Below are 21,201 nucleotides of genomic sequence, written 5' to 3' on the forward strand. Positions count from 1 at the left end.
ACAGACCAACCTATAGGGGGTCAATTTTGGACGCCGATCCCCCGGCTTAGGGGGTCAATATTGCAGGCCGAATGACAGCCGTAGCCGGGGTGTCTCACGTCGAGCGCCCGCATGATCCTGTCGCGCTCGACCTTCGCGAGGATGGAGGCGGCCGCGATGCTGGCGGACTTGGCATCGCCCTTAATGATCGCCTGCTGAGGGATGTCGATTTCCTTCAACCGCTTCGCATCGATCAGCAAGTGCTGCGGCGTCAACCCTAGCCCCCGGACCGCCCGCTGCATCGCCTGGATGCCTGCCCAATAGATGTTGATTGCGTCGATCTCCTCGACCTCGACGAATGCTACGCACCAACTCTCTGCCTTTTCTTTGATTTCCTTCGCGAGTTCTTCGCGAGCCGCGGCGTCGAGTTTTTTCGAGTCGTCCATCCCGACTATCCGCGTGCCTGGTTTAAGGATCACGGCTCCAGCGGACACGGGCCCGGCGAGAGGGCTCATTCCGGCCTCGTCCACACCTGCCACGGCAAAATGGCCGCTCTCCCAGAGCGAGGTCTCGAAGCGGAGCATCTTGCGGAGGCGCTGCCCTTCGGACCGATTTTCGAAGCGACGTTTATCGATTGCAGCCAGGATGGCACGCGCTCCCGCGCGGCTGTCGGCCCGCAAGATCTGCTCCACGCTGGCCTCGAGCGGTCTTTTCTCGACGATGTAGCGCTGACGCAGTACGTCTAGTGAATACTGGGACATAACGCCCTTCGTGAAGACTGCCTGTAGGGAAGCGTGTTGGTGAATTTTGTGGCGATTGTCTGAAGTACCTATACCGCCTCATCGGCTGCGCAACGCCCTCTCGAAGGAACTGGCCCGCTTTCACTTCCGCGTCGCCACTGACACCGCGTCCATCTGCCTCAGAGGGAACCAACGGGTGTGTTCATCCCGAGCAAGGCCAATACGTCATGCCGGCGACAGAGAAATGGCGATGGCATGCTAGCCGCGCTAGCCGAGCGCCCGCTTAACCTCGTCCACGGCCCTACGCCCCGTTGCTTCGGCTTCGCCCTCTGTCGCCTTTCCTGGCGTCGCGCACCGCCCGCCGGGCCCACCATTAGCCTGTCGACGAAATGATCTCGCGTGACATCTCGAGAGTGTGATTTGCTCTCCGCCAGAGCCTGCCGCGAACAACAAAACAGTGGCCGTCCGGCGTCACCGAATGCCTCACGAGAAACCTAAGCCGACTTCCGCTGCGGCTTGGCCGCCGGCTTCTTCGCCGCGGCCTCTTTCGCCGGCTTTTTGCCTGCGATCGGCATCAGCATTTCCTTCTGCCCGGCGGCCGCCTTGCGCGGCTTTTTTCCTGATTTCTTGGATGCCTCTGCCGCGGCCCCCTCTCGTCCGATGCTCTTGCGCAGCGCGTCCATCAGGTCCACGACGTTCTCACCTCGAGGACGCGCTTTCGCGATGATGGGCTTGCCGGCGCGCTTCTGATTGATGAGATCGATGAGGGCGGTTTCGTACTGGTCCTCGAACTTGTCCGGCTCGAAATGGCCCGCCTTCTGATTGACGATGTGCTTGGCCAGATCGAGCATGTCCTTGGTGACTTTGACGTCCTGGATATCGTCGAAATACCCATCCGCGGAACGCACCTCGTAAGGATAACGCAGCAGCGTCCCCATCAGCCCCTTGTCCAGCGGCTCGAGCGCGATGATGTGTTCGCGATTGGTCAGCACCACCCGACCGATCGCGACCTTGTTCATTTCCCGGATCGTTTCGCGAATGACGGCGAAAGCATCGTGTCCCACCTTGCCGTCGGGGCGCAGATAATATGGACGGATCAGATATCTCGGATCGATCTCGCTGCGGTCGACGAACTCGTCGATCTCGATGGTTCGCGTCGACTCCAGCGCGACGTTCTCGAGTTCCTCCTTCGTCACCTCGATGAAGGTATCGGTGTCGACCTTGTAGCCCTTGACGATGTCCTCGTTGTCGACCTCCTCGCCGGTGTCGGCATCCACCTTGGCATATTTGATGCGGTGACCCGTCTTCCGGTTGAGCTGGTTGAACGAGACCTTTTCGGATTCCGACGTGGCCGGATAGAGCGCTACCGGACAGGTGACCAGGGAAAGACGCAGGAAGCCTTTCCAGTTAGCGCGTGGGGCCATTGGGGGAACTCCGATACTGATGCCGGATTCAAGACGAACGGCCGGGCTTGGTTCCGACATCGCGACCCGTCCAACATGATGGTTTTTTCTTCGGCGCGGGCTCGGGCGGACTCGACTTTTGTTCTCTTTATGTTCTAATTCGAAAATGACCGATCGACCCGCGAGCTGGCGCATGCCGACCCCAAAGCAGATGGAAAAATTGGCCGCAGAAGCCGCCCGTAGGCCGGGCCTCTCCGCTGCGGCCCCGGATGCGCCCCTCCCGGCCGAATACTGGGAATCGGTCCTCAAAGACCCTCGCGCAGGCGCGACTGGGGCCCAGATGCGGCAGCGACGCCTTTCGGAAATTCAACGTCACGTCCTGCGCATCTCCTGCCGCCGCTGCGAGCGAACCGTGGAAATCCAGACCGCCGATGCAGTCCGATTGTATGGCGGCAACGCGGTCTGGAAGGATGTCGCGCAGCGGCTGCTCGACAACACCTGCCAGCAGCGCACCGGCAGGCATGAAGAAGACGGCTGCTGGCCGGCGTTCGAAACGCCGTAGCCCCGCTTCCATATCGCCGATCCGATCTCTTTGCGCCTGGATGTCCGGATGGCCCCGAAGTATCACCCTACGCCGCTGTCGGGCGGCGACCGCAAGGCTCTGGCGAAGGAGCTTGGCAAGGCGCGGACAATGGCCAACATCCTGGCTACGCAATCGGCGGAGACGCGGGCGAAAGGGGAAGCGCTCATCCAACGGGCCGACAAGCTGCTCTGCGAAAGCTGGAACGAACGAATGTGGAGCGACGGCGAACCGATAGATCCGTCGCCTACCATCGACCAAGCGGTGAATGGAGGCTTCCCTTGGCTTGAGATTCAGTGCGCGCGCTGCAAGACGCCGAGCGACGTCGACCTCGCGGCGATGAAACATCCACCGACCACCTTCGTGCACGATCTCGCCAGCCGGCTGCGCTGCCGCAAATGCGCCAAGGCGGGCCGGCGTCCTTCCGCGACTCTGCTACAACTGGCCTCGCAGCCGCGCCACCCTCGGACCGAAGCCTGACCGATGTGCTGGTGTGGACGGCCTCTCATCCCCACGGTTTGATGGCGCTCTCGGCGTCACAGAAAGATGAGAGGAAAGTCTAATGAATATTCCCGTTCGTATCGGCATGGATACCTCGAAGTCGGTGTTCCAGCTTCACGGTGTTGATGAAAATGAGGTAGTGGTTGTCCGGCGCCAATTTCGGCGAGCCGAGATGATCCGCTACTTCGAGCGGCTTCCGCCGGTTCTCGTCGCCATAGAGTCTTGCGGCAGCTCGCACCATTGGGGGCGCCTGCTCCAATCTTTCGGGCACGAGGTAAAGCTGATCCCTCCTCAATACGTGAAGGCTTACGTGAAGCGCGGCAAGAACGACGCGGCTGACGCCGAGGCACTGTGCGAGGCGGTCACCCGGCCCAGCATGCGGTTCGTACCTGTGAAGTCGAAGGAACGGCAAGCGGCTTGCATGTTGATGACTGTGCGGGAACGCCTAGTCAGCGTTAAGTCGCAGCTTTCCAATGCTTTCAGGAGCTATGCCGCTGAGTTTGGTATCGTCGGACCCGCCGGCCAGCAGAACGTCGCGGCACTCATCAAACGTGTGCTCGAAGACGAAAGCCTGCCGGAAATGGCGCGGGATCTCTTCCGCCTTCAGGCTGACGAGTATGCCGCGGTCCAAGCTCGCCTGGCGAAGATCGAGGCCAAGCTGATGAAGTGGCATCGCGAGGATGACATCAGCAGACGTATTGCGACAATTCCAGGCGTCGGTCCGATTGGGTCGTCGATGCTCAGCATGAAAGCGCCGCCGCCCGAGACGTTCAGATCGGGTCGCGACTTTGCGGCGTGGCTCGGGCTGACACCCAAGGATCATTCAACTGGCGGCCGGCAAAGGCTCGGCGGCATTACAAAGGCCGGAGATTCTATACTGCGATCGACATTGATCGTCGGCGCAACCGCACTGCTGAGGCATATCCGAAAGGGCCGTCATAAGCCCACACCATGGCTCGCTTCGCTGCTGGGGCGAAAGCCGCCAAAGTTGGTCGCGGTGGCCTTGGCAAACAAGTTTGCCCGCATAGCTTGGCGCTTGATGATATCGGGTGGCGTGTACAAGCAGCCGGTGGCCGCCATGCCGACTTGATCTGAAATCGGCCCGCGAGCGAGGTTGCTCGGCGGATTGCCCACGAACTTGCAGGACGCAGTAGATGGAAGGACCGATCGGTCGATACGCGCGAGCTTCCGAAGATTACACTGGCACTAAGAGTGTCGCCCATGTGCTTGGAGCGTGCGTAGCGAACACCATCTCGGCCAGCGGGCTTTGTCCGCGCAAACAGGCCGGACATCTGATAGCAAGCGATCTGGCCAAAAGTCTGCTACAATCCTGACAAGTGGGGGGCCGTCCACATCCACATCTGCAATCTCTACTCGATCACGACCAACCAAGCCGCAATCAGCGTGTTGTTTCGCGTCGTGAACCGATACGTCGGCAATCTGGCGCCGATGCCCGGGGTTTTTCCGGACTACACGGCGCCGATCGTGCGCAACGGAGCCGAGGGCCGCGAGCTAGCCACGGCGCGATGGGGAATGCCATCGTCATCGAAGGCGTTGATGGACGCCACCAAGAAACGAGCCGAAAAGCTGCAGACCAAGGGTAAGACAGTCGATTTCAAGGAACTTCTGCGGATGGAGCCCGACGGCGGCACGACAAACATCCGAAACGTGAAGAGCAAACACTGGACGCGATGGCTGGGGACTGAAAACCGCTGCCTGGTGCCGTTCAACTCCTTCAGCGAATTCAACAAGGCCGAGGGCGGTGATATCTGGTTCGCGCTCGACGAGAGCCGTCCCCTCTCCTGCTTCGCCGGCATCTGGACCAACTGGACATCGGTCCGGAAGGTCAAGGAAGGTGAGACGACCAACGACCTCTTCGCGTTCCTCACGACGGAGCCGAACGCAGAGGTCGGCGCCATCCACCCGAAGGCGATGCCGGTGATCCTGACGACCCCGGACGAGGTCGAGTCCTGGATGACGGCCCCTCCGGACGAGGCCCTGAAGCTGCAGCGGCCGCTTCCGGACGACACGCTCCGGATTGTCGCCCGCGGCGTCAAGGAAGATCCTGCCGGGCCGGCCACGTGACCGTCGAGGACGATGGCGACCAGGCGGCACCCCCGCCCCGTCAGCGCAAGATCATTCATGTCGACATGGACGCCTTTTACGCGTCGGTCGAGCAGCGGGACAATCCGGATCTGCGCGGCAAGCCGGTCGCCGTCGGCGGATCGCGCGAACGCGGCGTCGTGGCGGCCGCGAGCTACGAAGCCCGAAAGTTCGGCGTCCGCTCGGCGATGCCGTCGGTGACTGCGAAGCGGCAGTGCCCCAACCTGATCTTCGTGAAGCCGCGTTTCGAGGTCTACAAGGCGGTCTCGCAGCAGATCCGCGAGATCTTCGCCGAACACACCCGGATCATCGAGCCGCTGTCGCTGGACGAGGCCTACCTCGACGTGACCGAAAATCTGCAGAGCATTCCGTTGGCGCGGGACGTCGCGTTGGCGATCCGTGCGAGGATCAAGGAGGTGACCGGCCTCAACGCATCCGCCGGCATCTCCTACAACAAGTTTCTGGCCAAGCTCGCCTCCGACCACCGCAAGCCGAACGGCCGGTACGTCATCACGCCCGAAATGGGCCCGGCATTCGTAGAGACCCTGCCGGTCGGCAAATTCCAGGCATCGGGCCTGCGACCAGCGCCAAGATGAATTCGCTGGGCCTCTACACGGGGCTCGATATGCGCAATCAGTCGCTCGAATTCATGCAGGCGAACTTCGGGAAGGCCGGAAGCTATTACTACTGGATCTCGCGGGGGATCGACAACCGTGAGGTCCGCGCCGACCGGATCCTCAAATCCGTCGGCGCCGAAAACACGTTCTCCACCGACCTCACTGACTTCGATGCATGGTCGTCGAACTCGAGCCGCTTGTCGACAAAGTCTGGCGATACTGCGAAGGCGCTGGCAACCGGGGACGCACAGTGACGCTTAAGATGAAGTTCAACGACTTCGAGATCATCACCCGCAGCCGATCCGCCCCCGTCGCGGTTTCGAGCCGCAGCGACTTAAAACGCCTATCGCTCGCTTTGCTGCAGAACGAGATGCCGGTCCACAAGCCGGTCCGGCTTCTGGGCGTCTCGCTGTCAGCGTTGCAGCATGTCGACGACGCGGAGCCACAGCTTGCTCTGCCGATGTAATCGCGTCACTGAGCCCGACCGGTAGAGCCGGACGCGAACTATCACTCCTGTTCTCAATTCGCTCTTCAATTCAGGAAGGCCGTATCGAGTAGCCGGGCTAGACGCATGCCGGCTTTTTGCAATTGTTCCTTCACAACCGGCTCATTTGCATCCAGATATTGAGCACTGATGTTCAGCGCATTGCGCGTGATATCGCATGACGACCCATGCATGGCGCAGTACATCGTTCGTGGCGCCTCCGCGATCGCAAACGATTCGTTAGCCCAATCGCGCGGCACGGAAGCAATCCAATCTGCTTTCATCGCTGGAGTGACAGCCGCTAGGAGATCGGTTACCGCCTCCAAAGCATCTGGACCGACCGCATATTGAACGAGACAAGTGTCCCAGACCGCGTGAAGATTTCCCGGACACTGTCCGCTCGTCCTGATGGTGTTGCCTCCTTTATCGTCAAGGAAAGAGACATGCAGCGGTTGATGTATATCACCAATCCAGTGCCCCAGTGATTTCAGTGCGACCAACTTGCTCGCGTCGGCCTGCTCTTTTGCTTGGAGAATTTCGAAGTCACGCAAGATCGCAGTAAGGACACACTCGTCGGCTTGCGGACACTGGTTCGAGCTAAGTCCCTTTGAATCCCGAGGCAGATTCAGGAAATGTTCGGGGGCGCGGATGCGTGGATGGTCCGGATAGATGCAGGAGTCGGAAAAACCCTTGAATGCACTATCCAACTGCATCAACCGATTGATAGCGGCCTGCGTGTTCGGCTGGACCGAGCGGAAAGCAATTTCACAAATGACCTTGTGGCCCAAATCGCCCCAGGCCCTCGCCTCGCCGCAGGCCAAGAAGAATGCCAACATCGCGAACGGATAACACCTATAATATGATTTTCTCACGCGACCACACGATCGTCTTTATCGGATGCCTTCGCCTCATCCCAGGGCGCGTGCATCCAAACGTTACGTTCTTCTTCGGTCGTCAAAATCACCGGCACGGTCCCTTCAAATCGGCGTCGCCAGCTCTAGGTATCTGCAAAATGCATTAGCTAGTTGCATCTGGCGGGGCGTCCGACATTCCGCTTCGAATAACCGAGGCGACGCGACGACAACGCAGACACATTTCGCACGCGACGTCGCAACGTTTAAGCGGTTAGCGCTGTAGAGAAACTCCATGCCGCGCGGGGCGTCGGAGTGACTCGATGTCGCCATCGAATAGATCACTATGGGAGCTTCCTGTCCCTGGAACTTATCCACGGTCCCGATACGCGCACCTGGCAATCGCTCCTGGAGCTCGAAAACCTGTGCGTTGTACGGAGCGATGATTAAGAAGTCGTCGAGCGCAACAGAGGTCTCGGCGCCAAGCCGATCGACCCACGTAGTGCCAGATTCCAATATATCAGTGACAAGATCACGGATAGCATCAGCTTCCTCCGACGAGGAGCTCTGATTGCCCGTGTGTTCGATCGAAAGGTACCGAAGGCCAGCACCTTTCAGCCGACCGGGTGACTTTATCTCTTGGCGCTCTAGGCCCGCCAGGGACTTCAAGCGACCGTCGTAGAACAACTCCGAATTGAAGGCGCAAATGAGGGGATGCAGTCGCCAAGTCTCCTCAAGAAAAAGACCACGATCAGGCGGAACGGTCGCATGAGGTCCCAGGATATGATCCAAGGCCGAGACGCCTATGCCGTCGGGGTGGCTTCCCTGGATCGGTTGCTCTAGTTGCCGGGGATCTCCGAGAAGCACGATGCTTTTTGCCGCCTGAGAAACCGCTAGCACATCCGCTAGTGACATCTGCGCGGCTTCGTCGATAAACAAAACATCGACGCAAAGACGCGCGTCGGGCCGAGCCCAGAAGAAGGAGGTACCTCCGCCAACTGCACAGCTGCCACCCAGCGCATCAAGAGCAACTTCGTTTTTTGTCGTGAATTGCAGAGTGGGAAGATCATCCTCCTTGTCGGTCACCTTCTGAATGCAGCGAATCTGCAAACCCTCATTGGCCGCCGCTACACTAACTTCGTCGAGGAGGTTGCGGATTACCTTGTGACTGTTCGCCGTGATACCGATCCGCTTACCGTCACGGGCGAGTGCGCAGATCATGCGAGCGCCAGTGTATGTTTTCCCCGCTCCGGGCGGCCCCTGGACCGGGAAAACGCTATGATCTAAATCGAGAGCAATCCGCAGAGCGGCAATCAACGTCGGCTCGCCATCAAGTCGGAGCATTTGTCCCCGAAGTCGCGGCGCGTTTGCCATCAAAAGATCGCGCGCGGCACGATGATCCCCTTCGCCTCCCATCCCATTGGCGGCCACGCATTCTCCAAGCCGAAAGAGGGACTCAGCCTGCTCATCGTGGTCAAACGATTTATGGGTAAAGACCGCTTCAGCATGGAAACCGGCCGTGTCACCGCGCTTCTTGATATCGATTGTCCGATCATCGTGTGAAATGGCGACGACCGTTCCGTAGTGATCTCCTCCGATGCTCCGAAGTTTGCCGTCCGGTCGGATATCGGTATCCTGCAGTTCGAATTTGTAGCGATGGATGGGCGCCTTGGCGCTGCCACCAGCCTGCTCAAGGAGCGTTAGTCCGGCGAGACCCGCCCGTTCGTGGAGGAGGTCCTCGGCGGAAAGATCGCGAAGCCGATAATATTCCCACCAAACCGCTTTCTTTTCACGACCGTGCCAATCCAGCATGTACGCTAGAAGCCAGCGCGCATGCTCTTCAATCGTCCGATCGGCGACGTCGTCGGGTATGCCGTTCGTGAGCCGAACGATCAGACCTTCTACCCTCTTCTGCCAATCGCCCAGCTTTTCGCTGATTTCCACGACCTTCGGAACGGGCCGCTCGATTATTGCGCCATTGGTAGTGAGACTAGCTCGCACCGCTTCCAACCACATCTGAAGCGCAGAGGTGGAAGCGCAGTCATCCCGGTTGTAGCCCTTGATCGCGGTCTTATCTTCCTCAGGAATGCCCAACGAATCTGCCATTTCCAAACGCGCCTGCGTCCTTGCCATTACACGGCCAACGTCCTCCAGCGGCACGGTCCGTTCGAATGAATAGAGCGGCTCGAGTTTCTTGATCGAATAGCTTTCGACGCTGGCACGGATACTGTGGCGGACGACCGCAAAAAGATCGACGAAGATCTCCGCGCGCAGCAGATTGTCTACCTCGCTTTCGCGCGTCGCGTACCGACCCATCAAGCGCTTCAACGCTGCGGGTTCGTAGGGTGCGAAGTGGTAGATGTGCAAGTCGGGATAGGTCGCCAAGCGACCGCTTACGAAGTCGATGAAGCGCTCGAATGCGGCTCTCTCATCCTGCCGATTGGAGGCCCAATCCCCCATGTATTGAGGGACGCCGTCAGCATCGAGGTAAAGATACCCGAACAGAAATTCCAGCCCGCCGTCTCCGACGAATGGGTCACCTTCGAAGTCGAAATAGATGTCGCCTGTCGAGGGTTCAGGAAGGCGAGATACACCAAATCCCGCGATTGGAGCCAGGGTTTCGTACACGATCGTCCCCAGCGTGCGCCCCTGGACTTGAATCCTGGCCTGCTCACGAATCTTCTCGTAGCTTTGGGCGGCTCCCCGATCGGGTCTCCACTGGAGTGGCAGAGGCATGGTCGCGAGCGCAGCCGTGCTTCCGACGTCGTGCCTGACCAACTCCCCAATTTGGGATTTGCTGATACCTGCGACGAAGGACAAATGATCGTCGGCCCGCCTCCGGTCATCGCAATGACGGCGCCATCGACAAATTTCACAGTGCTCGACCGGTTCGGGGTAGTGACGATCGGCGACGGTAACCGAGACCGAGCGTTCCAGGCTTCCCCTAACGTGCCGGTAGTAAGCAGCATAGTCGGCAGTCCGATAAGCTTCCGGAGCATAGTTAGTGCCCGGTGTCACTACGTAGGCAGAGGTCGGCTGCACCCCTTGTTTTTCCGAAAGTAGGTCGGAATACAGGGATATCTGGAGGACCGTATTGCCCTTGGTTGCCCGAGCGAGCTTCGTGTCGATCACCTCGTACGACCACGCGCCGAAATGGCTGGGCGTCTCCACGCGGCGTAGAACGTCGGTCCGCCCGCTCCACCGGCCTGCCTGAAGAGCGCCTTGAACAATGATCGGATCGCCGCGGGCCATCGCATCGCCGGTCGCGGCGACAGACATACTATCGACGCCAATTCCATTGATCACCGTTACGGCGATTCCGCCCGACCTAATGTGCTCGATGAAGCCCTCCTCATGCAGCGCGCCACGCTCCGCAAGCGCTTCGAGAACCGGGTCCCAGACCTTTGGCTTCTCGAGCTCACCGTTCGCAACCTTGAGATCGAGTTCCGTCAGGTAACGGCAATTCAGGTGCCCGACCAAGTCTCCCGAGCTGAAATTCAGCGTTGCCCCGATCTTCTGCATTGCCCACCCTTGTCGACGATCCAGCGAGGTTAGCCGGCTCGGTTTCGCCGTGTATATTATGCTATTTTCCCGAGTATCGTGCCTGGATTGCACTCGAAGTAGGCAAGCAATCCGGCCTATAGTCGCCTCGGTGGAGTAAACGGGGGGCATTTGGTGCAGGCGGGTTCGGTCGAAAAAGCGCGTTGGCTGCGTGACTTGCAGCGTTTCCTCCCTCTCCGGAGCCAGTTCGTCCTTTCCGGCAATACGCGAGACCTGCAGATCCATGAACCGATCCCCGGAACCATCACAGCGGTGCCGCTCGCGCGCGCTCTTCCGGACGCCTTGAAAGAGGCTGGATATCAGCGGATCGCCACCTTCGACCTGCTAAACGGGTTCCGCGCTCTCGAACCGGGCGACGACAGTTTTCTGACTCAGCTCGGCCTGACACCGGTGAATGGGGTCGCCGCAGGCGGCGTTGACCTCTTGTCCGCAGCGCTCGAACGGCTCGTGGGTGCTGAGGGCCCGCCTGCAGTGCTTGTTATCGACTTTGCTTCACGGCTGATCACTCGCAACGAGGTACTTTCGCCGGCAGAACATCAACTGTTCTCCCGCGCATTGATACTCTCGCATTCCGCGCGAGCCCGCCCTGCCGGCGAGCGCCGTCAGCCGCTCTTCAATTCCGTCATCTGGATCGTCGACAAGGAAGGCGACCTGCCCGATTGGTTTCTCATCGGCAATCCGCGCATTCGGCACATTCCTATCGGTAAACCCGACCATACGGCGCGAAGAAGCTTGGCCCGTTCCCTGATGCGAAGTCTTCCAGGCGCTCAAACAGCCGCAGAAGCCGAGGTTGAAAAGTCCATCGAAGGCTTCGTCGATGAGACCGAAGGTCTTCTGCTCGTCGATTTGAGCGCCGTCGCGCAGCTCGCGCGGAACGAGAATGTCGCATTCGACAGGATCTCGGATGCGGTCAGACGTTTCAAGGTCGGTGTAACGGAAGATCCCTGGCGCAAGATCAGCCGCGACAAGATCAGTTCGGCAGAGGCGTTCGTGAAGAGGCGGGTAAAGGGCCAAGCCCACGCCGTCACCCACATGCTGGATATCGTCAAGCGCGCTGTCACCGGAATAGGACAATCTCCGCGGGGCGGACGTCCCAGGGGCGTCGCGTTCCTCGCCGGCCCGACGGGTGTTGGAAAAACGGAACTTGCAAAGACGATCACCAGCCTGCTGTTCGGAGACGATAGCGCTTACATCCGTTTCGACATGTCGGAATTCAGCGCAGAGCATTCTGATCAGCGTTTGATCGGCGCGCCCCCAGGCTACGTCGGATACGACGTGGGAGGCGAACTCACCAACGCCGTCCGGGAAAAGCCTTTCAGCGTCCTTCTGTTCGACGAAATCGAGAAAGCTCATCCCCGGATTCTCGACAAATTTCTGCAGGTGCTGGACGACGGCGTTCTTACTTCGGGCCGTGGCGATCGCGTCTACTTTTCCGAAACTTTCATCGTATTCACCTCTAACCTTGGAATTTATACACCCGGTCCGTCCGGCGAGCGTATCGCCAACGTCACGCCCGACGAGACGTTTGATACCGTGAAGCGAAAAGTGCGAGGCGAAATCGAAAAGCACTTTAAATCCGTGCTTAACCGACCCGAGATACTGAACCGCATCGGAGAGAACGTCATCGTCTTTGATTTCATCCGTCCCGAAGTCGCGGACGAAATCTTCGATCAGATGGTCGACGCCCTGCTCAACGATGTTGGATCGCTGGGTTACGATGTTTCTCTTTCGAAAACCGCAAGAGCAACGCTCCGCGGCTTGTGCCTCGCCGACCTTTCGAACGGCGGCCGGGGCATCCGGAACCAGGTCGAAGCACATCTCATCAATCCGCTTTCACGTGCCCTCTTCGACAGCAGCGCGGAGACCGGACGTCGATATGAAATCCAGGAAATAATGACGGGCGCATCGACGACGGTTACGCTCGCGGACGGGCCGGTCTCATGATCGCGAACATCGCCCTGTCGCGCATTCATTTTCCGGTCACGACCCTGGGGCCGGGTCGGCGCATTGGCATTTGGTTTCAGGGATGCTCGATCCGCTGTCCCGGATGCATCTCGATGGATACGTGGGCACCAGGTCGCGGGATCACGACCATTGACGAGGTTGTCAGCGGTATCGCGCAATGGATTCCAACCGCGGACGGCATCACCATATCCGGCGGCGAACCGTTCGATCAGCCGGACGCCCTGTTCGAGCTCCTGAAACGGCTGCGGTCGCTCACTGCGGCGGACGTGCTCATCTTTACCGGTCATCCCTGGACCAAAGTCAGAAAAATCGTGGAAGCATCGCCCGGTTCGATCGATGCTCTCGTTACGGGCCCGTTCGATGTCAATCAAAGCCAAACGCTGGCCCTTCGCGGCAGCGACAACCAGGAACTCCACTTCCTCACCGCATTGGGCCAAACCCGCTTTGCATCCTTCCAGCGGCCCATCACCGAGGTGGAAAGAACCCTGGATGTCATGTTCGATGACCGTGGCGACGTCTGGTTTGCGGGTATACCTGGTCGGGACGATTTCCGACGTTTGCGGGAAGTGCTCGAGAGCGCAGGCGCACAACTCAGCACTTCGGAAGACAAGCGACCGTCGAGCGGCGGGATATCCGCCCAATGATCAGGCTCTGCCCGAACTGCAACACTGAACGGCCTCTCACGGAAATCTTCTGCGAAGGTACGGTCGACGCCCACAACTGCGGATGGGACCTTTCGGCGGTCGATATCACGCCGCACGGGGAGGCGGCGCCGAAGCCTCAGCCGATACCGACACCGGTACGCGGGCCCGCCTGCAGAAACGGCCACGAGAACTCGCCCGGAGATCTCGTTTGCAGCGTGTGCGGCGAGCCAGTCGAGGAGCGCCCGGTCGAACCGACGCCGGCACCGAAGCCGTCACCTACGCCTGAGCCGGAGCCCGAGCCCGTCGAAACGGAAATAGAAGGTTGGCGGCTACAGCATCGGATGAGTTCATCGAGCACCGTCCGCGAGCGTTTTGCGGCCGTTCGCGAGTCAGACGGCCTAACGGGCGTACTTACCCTCTATGCGGCGGGATCCGAGCCGGATAGCGCAATCTACGACCTCCTGCGCAAACTTCCACGTGATCACGTGCCCGAGATATTCGCGACCGGGCGATGGTGCGACCGCGCATACGAGGTGGTCGAGGAATTTACCGGCGGGACGCTTGCCGATCTACCGCTAGAGCCGGATGGGTCCGAAGCGATCCGGATCCTCGTTATCGAACTCGGCCAAGCGCTTCATTCCCTATCAGAGGCGGGTCTGAGACACCGCGATTTGCGCCCTTCAACGATTTTCTTACGCGCTCGGGATCCGTTGGATCTCGTGATCACCGGCTTCGGTTCAGCACGCCTTTCGGAATTCGACCTCGATATCGCCTCTCCGCTCGAGACGACACGCTACATGGCGCCCGAGGCGATTGCCGGCGGTGTCGCACCGGCCTCGGACTGGTGGAGTATGGGCATGATCCTTCTGGAGCGCGTCACGAGCGGCGCGTGTTTCGAGGGTATCAACGAGCAGGCATTCCTGATCCATGTCCTCACCAACGGCGTTCCGCTTCCGGAAAATCTGAACGCCGCTACCGAGCTGCTGCTTCGCGGCCTGCTCGCCCGCGACCGTCGGCAGCGGTGGCAGTGGAAGGAAGTCCAGACCTGGCTTGCCGGTGAACCAGTCGCGGCACCTGAAGCTGCCGCTCGCGCCGAGGGTGTCGATGGCCGCGTGGCGATTTCTTTGGGCGGCAAGCAATACCGCTCGCCTGGATCCTTTGCGCTGGCGGCGGCCGAGGCCGCCAACTGGGATGCAGCAAAAAACCTTCTACTGCGTGGCGCGGTGGCGACATGGGCGTCGGAGGCCGGTTTCGATCCGAGAATTCCCTCGGCCCTTCGTCAGTTCGCCAGAGCAGAAGGCCTGACCGACGACCTGCGGCTTTCGATCGCCCTGAAGACCTTGAACCCGTCCATGCCCCTGATCGTCAGGGGCAACATCGTCACGCCAGGATGGCTCCTCGACCATCCGGACGATGGATATAATCTGATAACCGGTCCTGCCCCGGATCTCATCCGGAAGGTCGATCCGGACGATTGGCTCTGGCGCCTCAAGCTGCGCGCCGAGACGGTCCGGAAACGCCTCCAGCAACTCGATATCGCGGTCGACGAAGAAACACTGCGCGTCCATTTACTTTCGACGTCCATGGCCCGCCTGGCCGCACTCTGGGAGGAAAAGCGCAAGCTGCTTCCTGACACGGACCATGCGGGTGTGGTTTCGCTGATCGAGCGTCGCCAGTCGGCCGAGGAGGATCTCGTAATCCTGCTCAGCGCATCGCCGGGCCAGTTCCGATCCGTCGCGGAGGTGGTTGACGAAGCTGCCAAGGAGGCTTCCACGGCAGGACTGACCGGATTTTCGCGCGATTCAGCCGCCGCACTGCTGGCGCGGCCTCGACGCGAGATCTACCGCATGATCGACGACCGCATCGAGAATTTCGCAAGATGCGGCGTTTCCTCCGTCGACGAGTGGGCGAACCAGTTCCGTCTGGACCGAAGGATGCCAATCGCACGCGCATTGGCGCTGCTCTCGATCGCTCCGCAAACCTGGAGGCCTCTGCCGAAGCAAGGATATGTGTCAACGATTTTAGACTTCTTCGCGAAAAGAATCTCCGGCGGCGTACTACGCGGACCGCTCACCCGCATGCTTATCGGAAAGACGGCACGGGTGGATTTGACCGAGCTCGATACGTCAAGGGTGCCGGCGGCGGAGATCCTCGAGCATCTGCTTTCGCGCGGTACCCGGACGGTCAACATCGATCCAGCGACATTCTCCGAGAACGATGGGTTGGAACGCAGGCTCCGTTCGCTGCATTCTCATGCGTTGCTGTATAGGCGCGATACTGGCATCGACGGCCTCTACATGGCCTTCCCGTTCCTGTTGATGCGCGACGGCAGGCCGAACGCAAAGCCCCGCATCGCTCCCGTGCTCCTGTGGCCGGCGCGCGTCATTCCGGAAGTCGGCAATCGCGGACACGTCACGCTGGGGTATGGGCGGGAGAGAAGCGCCGACGCCGAAGCCGAATACGTCGTCGTCAATCCTGCCCTTGAAGGAATGATCGGCATTCAGGAGGCCAAGAGGTGGCAGGAAGCCGCCCAAGAACTCCTTGCTCGTGCGACCTTCTCGGCGCTGGACGTGATGGACGCGTTCGGACATCTCGCAACAGCAGCCGGTAACACGCTGTCGCCCTTGCCGGGTAAGGACGTCAAGGTCGGCGCCCAAGAACGGCAGATCTTTCCGTCCGCCGTTTTGTTTCATCTTGCCTTCATGGGTCAGGCCGTGATGAAGGATCTCGAATTGCTTCGAGGCCTGCCACCGAGCTCGACCGCGCTCGAAGCCGCACTTCGGCTTTCGGATCACAAGCCGGAAAGCGATGGCCCGGTCTCTGCACGGGAGATCGAACGGTTTTTCACCGCGGACAGCGACCCTTCGCAGGAGGCGGCCGTCATGGAAGCTCGCCAGGCGCCGGGGCTTGTCGTCGAAGGCCCGCCAGGAACAGGGAAGAGCCAGACGATCGTCAACATGGTCGCCGATGCGATCGGTATGGGTAAAACTCTGTTGGTGATCTGCCAGAAACAAGCTGCGCTTGAGGTGGTCAGGAAGCGTTTGGATAAGGAACGACTGGGAAACCGCTTCGTGATGATCACCGATGTCAACAGTGATCGCGGGGCTATCATAGGATCGGTAAGGGAGCAGGTTGAGCGCTTGCACAGTCAGCCTGTCGGCGGAGCTCCGGCCTGGAAGCGGGATCGCGAACGGTTGGCGGCGCGCATCGAATCGCTGGAAGCGGATCTCGATCGGCAGCAGACGGCGCTACATGCGGTGGACCCAAATACGGGACTGACCTATCGCACGCTGCTCGGTGAGCTCCTGGCCATCGAAGCACATCAACCCAAGCCGATGGATCTTCCGCCGATCCGCGCGTTGCTCACGGATCTTCACCCCGCAGATGTCGTCACGCTCGAAGAAAATTGCGGACCGTTGGCACGATTTTGGTTACCGGCAAAATTCGAAGGCAGCGCTCTCTCGGTACTCAAGCTTTTCAACCCCGATCGGGGCACCGCGGACACTCTGGTCGAGTCTCTACGCACATTCGCGGAAATCGATGCAAGGCGCGAGGAGGTCGATGCCGAGACATCCGACTCGTTGGACGTCGCCGACGCCGAACGCCTGCGAACTTGGATGGCTGGCGCCGGCAATTTGCGCTCCATCGGCGACACCCTGTGCACCAATTTGGGTCGTTGGCTTCCATTGTTCCGGAGTCCTGAGGGCAACGGATCGCGGGGCACCAATATGCTTGCCGGGCTCATCCAGGTCGAAGCGGGACTGTCCGCGCTCAGCGCCTCCCATCACCAGCCCGGGATTTCTGAAAAGCTTATTTCAAGTCGATCGGACGAGCTGCGCAAGCTTGACGCCCTCGCCAGGGCGGTCCTCAGCCCCGTCAGCGGATTGGGGCACATCAATCCGATGCGCTGGATACGGAAGCGGAATCTGCGAAATCTGATGGCTGCAAAGGAAATTGCTTCAGACGAAGAGGGTGTCCAGGCGTTCGCGAATGCAATCGACCTGGAGATGGGTCTGCGGCCGTTAAGGCTCAAGCTTGCCGACTATGTAATGGCGCTCTTCAATCGCGCTCCGGACTCCAAGCTTCCACCGGCGCCCTTGGCTGCCCTCGCCGGCAATCTCCATTCCATCGTTACGCGCGTCCATGGCTTCGTAACACAGATCGATGAGTGCCCTCAGAAAACCGAATTGGATCAGGCTGCCGTGACAGGTGCGATAGAGAACTTGGATACGTTTTTTGATCGTGCAGATCGTTCGCTTCAACGTCACGACGCGCGGGCGGCAAGCTCCCAGGCTCTAGAACAGCTAAAACCCTATCTCGATGAGCTTTGGATCGGCTTGCGGCGTTCCGCAATCCATGGCGGGCGCCCAAACGGGACCGCCATCAATCTCATTCTCGAAGCTGCCCCGACACTCGCGAGCTTTCAGGAATTTCGGCTTCGGTCGGTGCGTCTTGGAGAGGTCGAACGCACGATCTTCCGGACCCTCAGGGCGAAGGAGACAGATCTGCTGCGGCTGCCAACCGCCGATCTCGACGCGTGCGTTCGCGGCACGATCGCGCGCGAGGCCAGGATTGCATGGAAGGCCGCAATGGAGGCCTCCAACCCGGAGGTGCTTTTCGACGGTGATGCAAGCGAGATGAAGGTCAACTCCCTTGCGGAATCCGATCGGCAAATCCGGAACTGCAACAGGGAACTTCTCATCAACGACATTGATCCCCGTCACGTCCGGCCGGTGTCTGATTGGGTGCCGATAACGAGGCTAACAGGCCACAGGGCGCTGCGACTACGCGAATTCATCGATCGCGGAAGCGCACTAGGCCTGCTCGCACTGAGGCCCGTTTGGCTCATGACGCCCGACGTGGCAAGCCGCGTACTCCAGCCGAAGCCCGGCCTCTTCGATACCGTCATCTTCGACGAAGCCTCCCAGATGCCCGTCGAATACGCGCTGCCTTCCCTGTTTCGGAGCAAGATCGTCGTCGTCAGCGGGGACGAAAAGCAGATGCCACCGACCAGCTTCTTTGCGAGCAAGGTCGAGAACGATGAAGCGGCGATCTTCGATGGAGAAGAACCCGAAGACGCGGCAAGCGAGGAGGAACGCGACGTTTTCACGGAAACCTGGAACCGGCGTGAGATCAAGGACTGCCCCGATCTGCTCCAGCTTGCCAGATCGGTACTAAGGTCAAGAACCCTTCAGGTCCATTATCGGTCCGAATATCGCGAGCTCATATCCTTCTCGAACGCTTCATTCTACGGGAACCGACTGAGCGTACCCGTTCGCCATCCCGACGAAATCATACGCACAGTGCGACCGATCGAGATGATCCGGTCGGAAGGCGTGTACAAGAACCAGACAAATCCGAAGGAAGCCGCCGACGTCGTCGAATACCTGAGCAATCTTTGGGAAGATGCAGCACCTCCCTCGGTGGGGGTGGTCACGTTCAACCGCAAGCAGGCAGACGCGATCGAAGACGCGCTTGAAGAGCGCGCCGAAGATGACGCTTCCTTTCGTGATGCTCTGATGCGCGAGCGTGAGCGGATCGAAGGCGGTGAAGACATGGGTTTCTTCGTAAAGAACGTCGAGAACGTGCAGGGAGACGAACGCGACGTCATCATTTTCTCCACCACCTTCGGTCGTAACGAGCATGGCGTATTCCGGAAAAGCTTCGGCGCATTGGGACACGCCGGTGGCGAGCGCCGGTTGAATGTGGCGGTGACACGCGCTCGGAAAAAGGTAGTCATGATAACTTCGATGCCGATTTCGGAGATATCCGACCTATTGACCACGCGTCGCGGCCCGCGTGTGCCGCGGGACTACCTTCAGGGTTACCTCGAATATGCCCGGACCGTGTCCGAAGGCGCCGGGGATTCCGGCAGGACCCTACTTGACCGGATGGTTACCGAGAAAAGCGCGGAGCACGATCTCGGGAATCACGAGGACGACGGCTTTACGAAATCCGTAGAAAACTTCATGGAAGCACAAGGATGGACTCCGGCAAAGGCGCGCGACGGCGGAGCCTTCAGCCTGGATTTCGCGGTCACCGATCCCCGGACGGGGCTGTATGCGATCGGGGTGGAGTGTGATGCCCCGCGTCACCGCCTTCTTGAAAAGGCGCGAGCGCGGGAGGTCTGGCGCCCGAACGTGCTGGGCAAGGCGGTACCTCATATCCACAGGGTTTCGTCATACGCCTGGACGCATTCAGGGGACACCGAACGTCAACGCCTCAAGGAAGCGGTCGAAAATGCACTTCGAAGCGAAGGAGGAGTCCAATGAGCGGTCCCAAAGCCTTCCGTATCGTGACCCGCGCCGAAATTACGACGATCTGCCGACGAAGCCTCGCCCGACTGGACGCCGCGATCGAGGACTGGATTTCTCGTGGCCAACGCAATGGCACGATCGATAAAGCAGACATCGACAAAGTCATTGCGCGACGGGACGCTCTTCGTGGTCTGCTGTCAGCCGATAAATTTGTCGAGCTTCAGAAGCAGATCCCGGCGGAAATCTCCTATCTTCAGGCCGACGCGGAACGGCGCGCCGAGAAGGCTGCCGAGATGGAGGCGCAATCGAAGCGGACTATGAGACGGATGAAAGGAACCGCCCAAGCGCTCCTCGCCAGCCTCGGCTCGTCAGGTATCCAGCTTCCGAGCGAAATTCGGGAGGAACTCGCGTCAGCGAGGACGCCCCCCGAACGACTGGAAGCAGCAATCAATAAGGCCTTTCTTTTCCTTCACTCGGCGCCCGAAACCAACGGCGTTTCCGATCTGCAGCGCGACATCGCTGCTAGGCTTGGCGCAGGTGAAAAACGCATGAGTTTGGAGGAATGGTCGTCCCAACAGCCTGGGGTGACAGAGGATCAGGCGCTGCTTCGAGTGGACGGATTTTTGGGAGAACTGAAAGGGCTTGGCATCGATCCAGGCCCATTCTCGGCCCGCATCTCATCTCTAGAACTGGAGTCCCCTGCCCGACGGTCGCTGCTCGCCGATAGTCTGCTCCTCGACCTGGCAACAGCAGTCAAGAATGGGCGCAACCACGCGCGCCTCCAGAGCGACCTCCGCGCGCGCCATGCCGAGCTTTCGGAAATGAAATCTCCAGAAGCGGCGTCGTTGCGATCCGAAATAGGTGACATTCTCTCGAGAGCTACGCAGCGCAATGAAGCCGAACTTATCAAACGAGCCGACTTCCTCATCGAAGAAGAAGTTCAGGCGATCGCTGCGGAAGAGCGCCGGCGCGCCGTGCTCGAAGGCTTAGCAGGTCTGGGTTACGAAGTTTCGGAGGGAATGGCGACGGCCTGGGTCAATGGAGGCCGAGTTGTTCTTCGGAAGGCGGCCAATCCCGGATACGGCGTTGAGCTTTCTGGAGGATCGAAGTCCGACCTTCTTCAAGTCAGGGCGGTTGCGTTCGGCAATTCAACCGAAATGCGGGATGCAGGCCGGGACCGTGACATCGAAACGATCTGGTGCGGAGAGTTCGAACGACTTCAATCTTTGATAGCCAAGGATGGCGGACACCTTGCAATTGAGCACGCGCGGCCGGTCGGACAATTCCCGCTCAAAGTTGTTGAGGATAAGTACACTACCGCTGGAGACAGCGACGCAATCAAGGGACCCGCCAACTCCCTTCGTAAAGGGCTTTGAACCCGCAGGCGGCGTAGCGCCCAACCTGAATGAGTGCACAGGCTGCCAGGTGAACTCACAGGCTCTCCATGAGTCATTCCGCATGGTCTAGCCGATTGAATGGGAGCCAGGCTAACCGTTGATATGGAATTATTGGAGCT

12 protein-coding genes and 1 pseudogene are annotated in these 21,201 nt (G+C 59.8%); 9 read left to right on the plus strand and 4 right to left on the minus strand.

The genetic code is table 11. The features are described 5' to 3' along the window. Positions 1-20: 20 nt before the first annotated feature. Together AC0L30_RS18245 and ku are read right to left on the minus strand one after the other, a co-directional pair. A complete protein-coding gene (locus AC0L30_RS18245; protein ID WP_473404887.1) occupies positions 21-740 on the minus strand; it encodes a ribonuclease HII in 720 nt (239 codons plus the stop codon). Between the two features lie 473 nt (positions 741-1,213). Then, positions 1,214-2,143 (minus strand): non-homologous end joining protein Ku, encoded by a 930-nt coding sequence (gene ku, locus AC0L30_RS18250; protein ID WP_473404888.1) that lies wholly within the window; start codon positions 2,141-2,143, stop codon positions 1,214-1,216. A 145-nt stretch (positions 2,144-2,288) separates the two neighbouring features. Between ku and AC0L30_RS18255 the strand changes: the two genes are divergently transcribed. From AC0L30_RS18255 to dinB, 5 genes and pseudogenes are all read left to right on the plus strand, one after another. Next, positions 2,289-2,684, plus strand: a complete 396-nt coding sequence (locus AC0L30_RS18255) for a hypothetical protein (protein ID WP_473404889.1) — start codon at positions 2,289-2,291, stop codon at positions 2,682-2,684. A gap of 48 nt (positions 2,685-2,732) precedes the next feature. After that, positions 2,733-3,182 carry a hypothetical protein gene (locus AC0L30_RS18260; RefSeq protein WP_473404957.1) on the plus strand — a complete coding sequence of 150 codons (450 nt, stop codon included), beginning with the start codon at positions 2,733-2,735 and terminating at the stop codon, positions 3,180-3,182. A gap of 82 nt (positions 3,183-3,264) precedes the next feature. Continuing rightward, positions 3,265-4,293, plus strand: a complete 1,029-nt coding sequence (locus tag AC0L30_RS18265) for an IS110 family RNA-guided transposase (protein ID WP_473404890.1) — start codon at positions 3,265-3,267, stop codon at positions 4,291-4,293. Positions 4,294-4,562: 269 nt separating this feature from the next. After that, positions 4,563-5,288, plus strand: coding sequence for an SOS response-associated peptidase (locus AC0L30_RS18270; RefSeq protein ID WP_473404958.1), 726 nt, complete (start codon positions 4,563-4,565; stop codon positions 5,286-5,288). 65 nt (positions 5,289-5,353) lie between these two features. Then, positions 5,354-6,389: pseudogene (dinB, locus tag AC0L30_RS18275) on the plus strand (DNA polymerase IV). Between the two features lie 65 nt (positions 6,390-6,454). Here dinB and AC0L30_RS18280 read toward each other — a convergent pair. Continuing rightward, positions 6,455-7,243 (minus strand): S1/P1 nuclease, encoded by a 789-nt coding sequence (locus AC0L30_RS18280; RefSeq protein WP_473404891.1) that lies wholly within the window; start codon positions 7,241-7,243, stop codon positions 6,455-6,457. Between the two features lie 141 nt (positions 7,244-7,384). Beyond that, the gene (locus AC0L30_RS18285; protein WP_473404892.1) at positions 7,385-10,780 is read right to left on the minus strand and encodes a TM0106 family RecB-like putative nuclease; all 3,396 of its coding nucleotides are present in this window, start codon (positions 10,778-10,780) and stop codon (positions 7,385-7,387) included. A gap of 153 nt (positions 10,781-10,933) precedes the next feature. Between AC0L30_RS18285 and AC0L30_RS18290 the strand changes: the two genes are divergently transcribed. From AC0L30_RS18290 to AC0L30_RS18305, 4 genes are all read left to right on the plus strand, one after another. Beyond that, positions 10,934-12,763: an AAA family ATPase gene (locus AC0L30_RS18290; RefSeq protein WP_473404893.1), complete on the plus strand. Its 1,830-nt coding sequence runs from the start codon at positions 10,934-10,936 to the stop codon at positions 12,761-12,763. Then, on the plus strand, positions 12,760-13,428 hold the full coding sequence (locus AC0L30_RS18295; protein WP_473404894.1) for a 4Fe-4S single cluster domain-containing protein: 669 nt from the start codon (positions 12,760-12,762) through the stop codon (positions 13,426-13,428). Before AC0L30_RS18290 ends, AC0L30_RS18295 begins: the two co-directional genes overlap by 4 nt. 341 nt (positions 13,429-13,769) lie before the next feature. Beyond that, positions 13,770-19,700 (plus strand): AAA domain-containing protein, encoded by a 5,931-nt coding sequence (locus AC0L30_RS18300; RefSeq protein WP_473404895.1) that lies wholly within the window; start codon positions 13,770-13,772, stop codon positions 19,698-19,700. Further along, positions 19,697-21,061, plus strand: coding sequence for a hypothetical protein (locus AC0L30_RS18305; RefSeq protein ID WP_473404896.1), 1,365 nt, complete (start codon positions 19,697-19,699; stop codon positions 21,059-21,061). The genes AC0L30_RS18300 and AC0L30_RS18305 overlap by 4 nt, the downstream gene beginning before the upstream one ends. The last annotated feature ends 140 nt before the right edge of the window (positions 21,062-21,201 follow it).

The sequence above is a fragment of the Bradyrhizobium sp. MI1.11 genome (genome assembly GCF_055811255.1).

Excerpts from the sequence above, each read along its gene's own strand:
- AC0L30_RS18245 (WP_473404887.1), bottom strand. The coding sequence starts at position 740 with ATGTCCCAGTATTCACTAGACGTACTGCGTCAGCGCTACATCGTCGAG.
- ku (WP_473404888.1), bottom strand. The coding sequence starts at position 2,143 with ATGGCCCCACGCGCTAACTGGAAAGGCTTCCTGCGTCTTTCCCTGGTC.
- AC0L30_RS18255 (WP_473404889.1), top strand. The coding sequence starts at position 2,289 with ATGACCGATCGACCCGCGAGCTGGCGCATGCCGACCCCAAAGCAGATG.
- AC0L30_RS18260 (WP_473404957.1), top strand. The coding sequence starts at position 2,733 with ATGGCCCCGAAGTATCACCCTACGCCGCTGTCGGGCGGCGACCGCAAG.
- AC0L30_RS18265 (WP_473404890.1), top strand. The coding sequence starts at position 3,265 with ATGAATATTCCCGTTCGTATCGGCATGGATACCTCGAAGTCGGTGTTC.
- AC0L30_RS18280 (WP_473404891.1), bottom strand. The coding sequence starts at position 7,243 with ATGTTGGCATTCTTCTTGGCCTGCGGCGAGGCGAGGGCCTGGGGCGAT.
- AC0L30_RS18285 (WP_473404892.1), bottom strand. The coding sequence starts at position 10,780 with ATGCAGAAGATCGGGGCAACGCTGAATTTCAGCTCGGGAGACTTGGTC.
- AC0L30_RS18295 (WP_473404894.1), top strand. The coding sequence starts at position 12,760 with ATGATCGCGAACATCGCCCTGTCGCGCATTCATTTTCCGGTCACGACC.
- AC0L30_RS18300 (WP_473404895.1), top strand. The coding sequence starts at position 13,770 with ATGAGTTCATCGAGCACCGTCCGCGAGCGTTTTGCGGCCGTTCGCGAG.
- AC0L30_RS18305 (WP_473404896.1), top strand. The coding sequence starts at position 19,697 with ATGAGCGGTCCCAAAGCCTTCCGTATCGTGACCCGCGCCGAAATTACG.